General features: G+C 38.5%; 9 protein-coding genes. 3 read left to right on the top strand and 6 right to left on the bottom strand.

All coding sequences use genetic code 11. The features are described from left to right. The first annotated feature begins 151 nt into the window (after nt 1–151). Nucleotides 152–676 carry an HdeD family acid-resistance protein gene (locus AACL61_RS00715; protein ID WP_098046979.1) on the top strand — a complete coding sequence of 175 codons (525 nt, stop codon included), beginning with the start codon at nt 152–154 and terminating at the stop codon, nt 674–676. A 23-nt stretch (nt 677–699) separates the two neighbouring features. On the opposite strand, the gene AACL61_RS00720 is transcribed toward AACL61_RS00715, so the two are convergent. From AACL61_RS00720 to AACL61_RS00730, 3 genes are all read right to left on the bottom strand, one after another. Beyond that, nucleotides 700–1,143 carry a hypothetical protein gene (locus tag AACL61_RS00720; RefSeq protein ID WP_098046980.1) on the bottom strand — a complete coding sequence of 148 codons (444 nt, stop codon included), beginning with the start codon at nt 1,141–1,143 and terminating at the stop codon, nt 700–702. Next, nucleotides 1,143–2,645 (bottom strand): Y-family DNA polymerase, encoded by a 1,503-nt coding sequence (locus AACL61_RS00725; protein ID WP_102816859.1) that lies wholly within the window; start codon nt 2,643–2,645, stop codon nt 1,143–1,145. The genes AACL61_RS00720 and AACL61_RS00725 overlap by 1 nt, the downstream gene beginning before the upstream one ends. 126 nt (nt 2,646–2,771) lie before the next feature. Continuing rightward, nucleotides 2,772–3,203 carry an Hsp20/alpha crystallin family protein gene (locus AACL61_RS00730; RefSeq protein ID WP_339110837.1) on the bottom strand — a complete coding sequence of 144 codons (432 nt, stop codon included), beginning with the start codon at nt 3,201–3,203 and terminating at the stop codon, nt 2,772–2,774. A gap of 132 nt (nt 3,204–3,335) precedes the next feature. Here AACL61_RS00730 and AACL61_RS00735 point away from each other — a divergent pair, with 132 nt between their 5' ends. Next, nucleotides 3,336–4,184 carry an aldo/keto reductase gene (locus AACL61_RS00735; RefSeq protein ID WP_102816858.1) on the top strand — a complete coding sequence of 283 codons (849 nt, stop codon included), beginning with the start codon at nt 3,336–3,338 and terminating at the stop codon, nt 4,182–4,184. 97 nt (nt 4,185–4,281) lie between these two features. Here the strand turns inward: AACL61_RS00735 and preA are convergent, their stop codons facing one another. Together preA and AACL61_RS00745 are read right to left on the bottom strand one after the other, a co-directional pair. After that, a complete protein-coding gene (preA, locus tag AACL61_RS00740) occupies nt 4,282–5,580 on the bottom strand; it encodes an NAD-dependent dihydropyrimidine dehydrogenase subunit PreA (RefSeq protein WP_003664227.1) in 1,299 nt (432 codons plus the stop codon). Further along, on the bottom strand, nt 5,573–6,814 hold the full coding sequence (locus AACL61_RS00745; protein ID WP_102816857.1) for an NAD(P)-dependent oxidoreductase: 1,242 nt from the start codon (nt 6,812–6,814) through the stop codon (nt 5,573–5,575). The genes preA and AACL61_RS00745 overlap by 8 nt, the downstream gene beginning before the upstream one ends. Before the next feature lie 295 nt (nt 6,815–7,109). Between AACL61_RS00745 and AACL61_RS00750 the strand changes: the two genes are divergently transcribed. Further along, on the top strand, nt 7,110–7,871 hold the full coding sequence (locus AACL61_RS00750) for an exodeoxyribonuclease III (RefSeq protein ID WP_035152996.1): 762 nt from the start codon (nt 7,110–7,112) through the stop codon (nt 7,869–7,871). Here AACL61_RS00750 and AACL61_RS09870 read toward each other — a convergent pair. Then, a partial coding sequence (locus AACL61_RS09870; protein WP_423245869.1) for a hypothetical protein occupies nt 7,827–8,053 on the bottom strand: 227 nt, incomplete at its 5' end. The genes AACL61_RS00750 and AACL61_RS09870 overlap by 45 nt on opposite strands.

Below are 8,053 nucleotides of genomic sequence, written 5' to 3' on the forward strand. Positions count from 1 at the left end.
TATGAAAACTTGACAGATACAACTAATCTTAGGTTGTTTACTATTTCATCCTATATGTATTATACTACCTTGTTGAGATTTCCTTTCTTCTTGTTTTATTAACCCATTTGAACTATGATATTAATAATTTTATTTTTAGGGAGGTTTTTCAATGTTTGAAGAAACTAAAAAGGGCTTTGACTGGTTTAGCCTAATTGTTGGAGTCTTATTTATCATTGCTGGAATTGCATCATTCACGCGGCCAGATAAAACCCTTCACTTCTTAGCCATTGTTGCCGGAATTGCTTTTATTTTCCGCGGAATTTATGAATTATGGTTCCGTCAACGAATCGGTCGAATCTTAGGAGAATCCTCAGGTTGGTTAATTTTTTCTGCAATTTTAGATATCATTTTAGGAATTATTTTTCTTTTCCAACCAAGCTTTGGGGTACTCTTCATTGCTATCATCTTCGCTATCTGGTTTATCCTTGATTCTATCACTGAGTTGATCAGTGCGAAGTTTTTCAAGGAATTTCATCGTGGATACTACTGGTTCATTGTAATTCTAGCAATTTTGAGTTTGGTATTAGGAGTTATTCTTTTATTTAGCCCATTACTTTCCGCTATTACAGTGGTATGGTTAGTTTCAATATTCTTGATTGTGTTCGGAATCATGAAACTTATTCAAGCATTTTAACGTATACCTTATATTAAAAGAGATCAGTTTTGCTGACCTCTTTTAATTTTACGAATATTTTGAATTATAAGCCTTGTTCCGTCATCAAATATTAGGTGGTGAGCATGGTGATCAATTCGTTTTAATTGCCCCGTGTATTCTTCATAAAAACCAATCTTACCATTAAAGAATTCAACTTTTATTAACGGATGTGATCGGCCCCGTTCAATCATGGCAAGTTGGACTCTAATTCGATGCCTCATCTCAGCTGTGGGATAAGTTTTATGACCATACTTTTCCCCTACCTTTGCTAATAATTGATGGTAGCCGGTCAAGGCCGCAAAAGGAGAAAACTGAGCAGCGCGATCTTCGGTGGTCATTGGCGTATGAGCTTGAGAAACATGCCGAGGGGTGTTGATAATATCACGATACTTTGAGGTATCACTAAACAAGCTTTTTTCTATTTTCAGCAAATCTTCATTTTCCATTATGCTTGGTGCCCTCCAATCTGATTATTTCTTTCCAAAAGAGTAGCACCTTTTTTCAAATCCGCCGCTCGAATAATGGCGTTTTTACCGTACTCATTTTGCAAATCAAGGACAAGTCTTTGTAGTTTTTGATCCTTTTCTTGAACTTTGGAACGATTCTTATGTTTTTTCGTTGAATCCGTAAATAAATCTAACTGCTCATTATAATTCGCCAATCTGGCAAGCCGTGGTGAGAGAAGGTGGTTCGCTATTACCGTAATTTTACGAGCTGTCAATCGCCGGTCAAGGCCAGAATCACATAACTTCATAAATGCCTCCATCAATTCTGTACCAGATGAAGTCGGTAAGGAAAGATTAGCTTTTCCATGCATTGGCTTTGGCGCCTGGCGTCCATAGAAGTCTGTCACTAATGGTCCTTGGTAATCCTCCGATATATTAGAAACATCATAGGCGACCCTTAAAGCTACTTGATCAGTTACTAAGTTTTGCTTGGTTAACTGGAGAGCTAATGAATTAACCATCTCTTGAATCACTAACCGGGTTTCTGTAAAGTTATAAGGTCGAGGCAACACCTGCCCAGAATACACCCCATGATCTGATGAATGATAATTTTTGATATCTTTAATGGTGGCTGACTCATATCCCCACGCATGGTCAATAATGATTTCCGCATTTTTTCCAAATTCGCGGTATAATACTTCTTCATTCATTGGATCAGATAACTTTCCCAAAGAACAACGAGCAATATCTCCCATTGTATGAAGACCTAGCTTTTTTAGTCGTCGCGCATATCCAGGACCAATTCGCCAAAAGTCTGTTAGTGGCTGGTGCGCCCAAAGGTAACGGCGAAAAGTATGTTCATTCATCTGTGCAATCCGGACCCCGTCTTCATCCCCTGGAATCCGTTTAGCTACTATATCCATCGCTACTTTCGCTAAGAAAAGATTGGTCCCAATTCCTGCAGTTGCAGTAATTTGTGTCTCTGCTTTAATTGTTTGGATGATTTCCTTAGCTAAAGAACGGGCGCTAACATGGTACTTATTAAGATAATCAGTAATATCCATCATTACCTCATCAATAGAATAAACGTGGATCTTTTCTGGTGGTAAATAGCGTAAATAAATTTCATAGATGGCGGCACTTTTTTCAAGATAAAAATTCATTCGTGGGCGCGCAATCCTATAACCAATTTTAAGTTCCGGTGATTTTAATAGTTCATCCCGGTAAATTGAAACAACTGGTGATAATCGCTGGCGAGACATTTCTTTGGCACGACGATTATTCAAGTACGCTACCCGTTGTTCCACCTCATACAATCGCGGGCGACCAGAAACGCCAAACTTTTTTAAAGCTGGTGAGACGGCGAGACAAATAGTCTTACTAGTTCGCGATTCATCGGCAACTACGAGGTTAGCGTTTAAGGGATCGAGCCCACACTCAGTACATTCGACCGAGGCATAGAATGATTTTAAATCGATTGCCATATATGTTCGCCCCATCATGAGAATACCTCCATCGCTTCAGTAAATACTATTATATCTTCAATCAAACATATGTTCAAGAAACGGATGAAAAATAAAGGGTTGCAGAAAGTAATTTTCCACAACTCTTTACTCAGTTTAATTTAATTATTCAATATCAATATGATTTTCATCGTCATCAGTCTCATCCTTCTTAGGAAGAGTAATTGTCAAAACACCATTCTTGTATTGAGCTTTGATATCCTTCTTATTTACATCTGGCAAAGGATATTGCCGACTCATTTGGCCATACCGACGTTCAGAATGCAGAACATTGCCATCCTTATCACCATCATCATCAAAGGTATCCCGATGACCAGTAACTGTCAAAATATCATTGGCATAATTAATGTGAATATCCTTCTTATCAAATCCAGGCATGTCAATCTTTACGGTATAATTTTTGTCATCTTCTGTAACATCTGTCTTCATGTGATCAGCAACTGGAGTTAGGTTAGAGAAGAAATCATCGTTCATCCAGTTACGCATGTTCATCAAACTATCGAATAAATTATTACGGTTTTGTAATTCATTAGCCATAAAGAATGCTTCCTTTCTTTCTTATTCATTGTCTATGTTAAACGCTTTCAGCTAAAATGCAACTAATATGTTAGGGACCATTGACTAAAAAGAATATAATAGAAGTAGGAAAATAGAAAGGAGCCGCGCAAGATGAAAAAAGTCACAATCAATGATGTTTCAATGCCCGCAATTGGAATCGGAACATGGAATATGGGAAATTCTCTCGTCAATCGGTCCACAGAAATTAAAGCCATTCAAACTGCAATTGACGTTGGCGCACAAGCTATTGATACTGCGGAAATGTATGGCGATGGTCGTTCTGAAGCACTTGTCGCTGAGGCCATCAAACCATATAGTCGGGAAAAGCTATTCTTAATTGATAAAGTTCTTCCTTCAAATGCCAGCAAGACAAAACTTGAGCATAGTTTAGACCAAAGTTTAGCTGCCGTAGGAACAGACTATTTTGACCTTTACCTTTTACACTGGCGGGGTGGGATTCCGTTAGCAGAAACAGTCAACGAATTAGAGAGAGTTAAAAAGGCAGGAAAGATTAAAGCATGGGGAGTCTCAAACTTCGATGTCAGTGATCTTGAAGAATTATGGCGCCTTAAAAATGGCATTGATTGCGTTGCCAACGAAGATCTCTATAATCTCGATAGTCGCGGAATTGAATTTGACCTCCTTCCCTTAATGAAACAGCATCAGCTTCCATTAATAGCCTACTCTCCCCTTGCACAGGGTGACAGTCTATCTGGAAAGTTAACCGAGAATCCGCTACTAAAAGAAATTGCCGCAAACCACCATATGACCGTTAGTCAGATCATGCTTGCATGGGTCTTAAGAATTGGAAATGTCCTTGCTATTCCAAAGAGCAGCAGCCCAAAACATGCTGAAGAAAATGTTGCAGCTGGTAACATTGAACTAAGTGATGATGAGTTACTTGCTTTACAAAAAGAGTTCCCATCACCAAATAAAAAAGTACCCCTCGCAGTAATTTAAGAGTTACAATGTGACATAATAAAGCTAAAAATCGAACTACAATTTTACATTTCACAAAGTTGCAGTTCGATTTTTCATATATGAGGAAAACTAATAATTAATTTTCTTGATTAGCCTTTACCGGGTGATAGCGATGAAGACGTTGAGATCCTACATCGATTTCTGCTGGATTACCTTTGTGGCCCGGCTTAATCTCAACAAGGCCTAACTTAATAGCCCCTACAGGACAAACAAGTGCACACAGTTGACAACCGACACACTTACTCTTATCAAAAACTGGTTGCCGTTTTTCATCATCCCAAGTTAATGCTTGGTGAGCACCATCTTGACATGAGATAAAGCAACGTCCACAACCGATACACTTATCCCAATCAATCTTAGGGTAAACCTTGTAATTTCGGTCAAGCTGATTAGTAGGAATAATATTCTTATTAGCTAAGCCGACAAGATCTTGAAGGTGGTCTACATGCTGTTCTTCCATGTAATGCATTAAACCATTAGTAAGGTCATCAATGATCCGATAACCATATTCCATGATCGCAGTTGTAACTTGGAGAGTAGTGGCACCCAAAAGAATAAATTCAGCAGCATCTTCCCAGGTTTCAATTCCCCCAATTCCAGAAATCGGTAGTTGTTCAAGGCCGGCTGCTGACCGTAATTGTTGTAAGAAACGTAAAGCAATTGGCTTAACAGCTTTCCCAGATAATCCAGAAACAGAAGATTTACCATCAATATTTGGTAAACCAACCTTCTTCTTCAGATCAACATCAACAATTGATTTAACAGTATTGATTGCGGAGAAGCCATCTGCCCCTCCTTCTAGACATGCCTTAACAACCGGAACCATCGTCGTAATATTTGGTGTCATCTTCGCAAGAACTGGAAGGCTAGTCCCGCGTTTAACAGCTTCACAATTCTTCTTACATAATTCTGGATTAGTTCCCACATCTGAACCCATGGTATGAGAAGTCATCTGTGGACAAGAGAAGTTTAATTCAATCATATCAGCCCCTGCCTCAGTTACTAACTTAGCCAGGTTGGTCCAATCTTCCAATGTCTCACCCATAATTGAAGCAATCAAGACTTTATTGGGATATTCCTCTTTTAACCGTCGCATATCAGCCAAGTCCTGCTCCAAGGGGTGTTCTGATAATTGTTCCATATTCTTAAAGGCAACAAAATGCATGTCTTCCTTGGCTAATTCGTCGAACCGAGGAGAAACTTCATCAATCTTAAAGTGTGTTGGTGATAAAGTCTTATATACGATACCGCCCCAACCGGCGTCATATGCATTCTTACACATTTCGTAACAGTTCCCAACAGGTGAGGACGACAAGCAAAATGGATTTTCAAAATGAACGCCTAAAAAGTCTACAGATAAATCTTTTTTAATCATTTTCTTGTCCTCCTAACAACCGGTCTATTTCTTCTGCTACTTCTTTTCCCTTCTGTACTGCTACCACAACGGTTTTATCTCCGGCAACAATATCACCAGTCGCAAAAACTTTGGAATCTTTTGTCCGGAATCGTGGTTCACGGAATGGAATTTCATTATGCTGTAAGTCAATGTCTAGTCCTTCTGCATTCGCTTTTTGACCAACTGCTAAAATAATCTTATCAGCAGTAATAGTTAATTCACTCTTAATCTTCCGGTGAGTAAAGGTAGCACGATTCTGATGAACTTCTTTTGGAACGTAACCGTCAACAATTGTTACACCAGCTTCTTGAGCACCGGCAAGTTCCTTTTTAGAAGCTTTGAATTCATCAAACTGCTCATAAACAACATCGGTAACATAAGGAACGTTAAGCTTCTTTAAGGTTGTTACAACATCCATTGCAACATCCCCACCACCAATAACAAGGACATTTTGCGGAAGATCTTCTAAATTACCCTTACTTTCTTTTGCCCGGGCTAGGAATGAGATTGCTGATTCAGTACAGATATTGTGTTCAAACATTGGAAGCATCTTTGCTTCACTTGTCCCAATAGCAACAATTACTGCATTGTAACGAGCTTTAAGGTCATCCATTGAAATATCTTTTCCGACAGTTGTGTTATAGATAATGTGCGCACCAAGGTCGACAATTCGTTGAACTTCATAATCCACAATTTCTTCCGGCAACCGATACTCAGGAATGCCGTAGGTCAAGTAACCGCCAGCCTTAGCAGCTTTTTCATAGATATCAACTGCATAGCCCTTTTCACGAAGAGTCGTGGCTGCCTGTAAACCTGATGGGCCACTACCAATGATGGCAATACTCATCCCGTTTGGCTTACCAGCTTTAAGAATCTTCATATTCATCTTTCGCTCCATATCAGTGACATACCGTTGAATCCCACCGATATCAATTGGTCCGTCGATTTTAGCCCGGGTACATGCCTTTTCACAGTAACGCTCAGTTGGACAAACACGCGCACAGATTGATCCTAACGCATTGTTTTCCCGAATCGTTTCAGCTGCCCCTTTAACATTACGAAAAAGAACACTTCGAATAAATTTTGCTGGATTAGTATGTGCTGGGCAAGCTTGTGAACATGGTGCATCATGACATAATAAACATCGTGCAGCTTCCTGCATTACGGTTGTCATCGTGTAACCTTTCGACTCTGTTTCATACTTTGAAGTCATTAGACACCCTCCTCTAAGTTGTGACTCTTTGACAATTTTGTGATAAACGTAACTTTATATATAAATAATATTATATAAACGTTTTCAATATAAGTAGGCGATTCCCTTAATATATTGACCTTTTTATTCTTAAAGTTGATATTATTGTATATACAATATGAATATTTTTATTTAACATCCACAAAAGTTTTTGTATCAAAAATCACAAAAAGAGTCTTATTACTTAATGAAAAATCAAATTCCTTGTACAATTATTACAGAGACACGGTTTGGTTAAATTGAAAGAAGGATTAACATGAAATTTATTTCTTGGAGTGTCAATGGCTTGAAGTCAGCCATTAATCATGGATTTGTCGAAGATTTTAAGCGCCAAGATGCTGACTTCTTCTGTCTACAACGTACACGATTGGATAAAGGCGAAGAACCGCTTCAAATTCCTAATTATTACCAATACTGGAATTATGCGGAAAAGAAGGGCTATTCTGGTACCGCCATTTTCACTAAATATAAGCCAGAAAACGTTATATACGGAATGAATAATTCAATTTTTGATAAAGAAGGGCGACTAATCACGCTCGAATATCCAAACTTCTATTTGATTGATGTATACGTCCCAGTTTCCGGCGAAAAGCTGCAACATCTTGATTATCGGCTGGACTGGGATCGCGCTTTTCTTGATTATGTTACTAATTTACAAAGTAGTAAGCCAGTAATCATTGGCGGTGATATGAGCGTTGCCTATCAACCAATTGACCTAGCAGAACCAACAGAAGATCATCATAAAGCCGGTTTTACAAAACAAGAACGATCTGATTTTGGTAAATTACTTGATGCTGGCTTGACGGATACATTCCGTTACCTCCACCCTAATTTACATGGTGCATATACCTGGTGGAGTTATCGGTATGACGCACGGGAACGAAATGTAGGTTGGCGTCTCGACTACTTCTTAGTTTCTGATGTATGGAAAGAACGAATTGAAGAAGCCAAGATTCTCTCAGATGTTAAAGGCTCAAGTCACTGTCCAATTGAACTTGTTGCTAATGTTGAAATATAAGAAAGAATCCAGCTTAGAAGGTTCAAATTTTATAATGTTAAAAGAAAAGAGAGGCTGGGAATTAACTATTAATTTTTGGTTCTCTAACAGTAAAATCCGGACTACGATTTTTGATTGATTCAAAAATCGTAGTCCGGATTTTAAATTATTTATGAAATTAATCTCCAATCGACTAATTGATT

The sequence above is a fragment of the Limosilactobacillus reuteri subsp. porcinus genome, from assembly GCF_036621895.1.
Lineage (GTDB): Bacteria > Bacillota > Bacilli > Lactobacillales > Lactobacillaceae > Limosilactobacillus > Limosilactobacillus reuteri_J.

What these genes read in the sequence shown, in the direction of transcription:
- AACL61_RS00715 (WP_098046979.1), top strand. Translation starts at nt 152, where the DNA reads ATGTTTGAAGAAACTAAAAAGGGCTTTGACTGGTTTAGCCTAATTGTT.
- AACL61_RS00720 (WP_098046980.1), bottom strand. Translation starts at nt 1,143, where the DNA reads ATGGAAAATGAAGATTTGCTGAAAATAGAAAAAAGCTTGTTTAGTGAT.
- AACL61_RS00725 (WP_102816859.1), bottom strand. Translation starts at nt 2,645, where the DNA reads ATGATGGGGCGAACATATATGGCAATCGATTTAAAATCATTCTATGCC.
- AACL61_RS00730 (WP_339110837.1), bottom strand. Translation starts at nt 3,203, where the DNA reads ATGGCTAATGAATTACAAAACCGTAATAATTTATTCGATAGTTTGATG.
- AACL61_RS00735 (WP_102816858.1), top strand. Translation starts at nt 3,336, where the DNA reads ATGAAAAAAGTCACAATCAATGATGTTTCAATGCCCGCAATTGGAATC.
- preA (WP_003664227.1), bottom strand. Translation starts at nt 5,580, where the DNA reads ATGATTAAAAAAGATTTATCTGTAGACTTTTTAGGCGTTCATTTTGAA.
- AACL61_RS00745 (WP_102816857.1), bottom strand. Translation starts at nt 6,814, where the DNA reads ATGACTTCAAAGTATGAAACAGAGTCGAAAGGTTACACGATGACAACC.
- AACL61_RS00750 (WP_035152996.1), top strand. Translation starts at nt 7,110, where the DNA reads ATGAAATTTATTTCTTGGAGTGTCAATGGCTTGAAGTCAGCCATTAAT.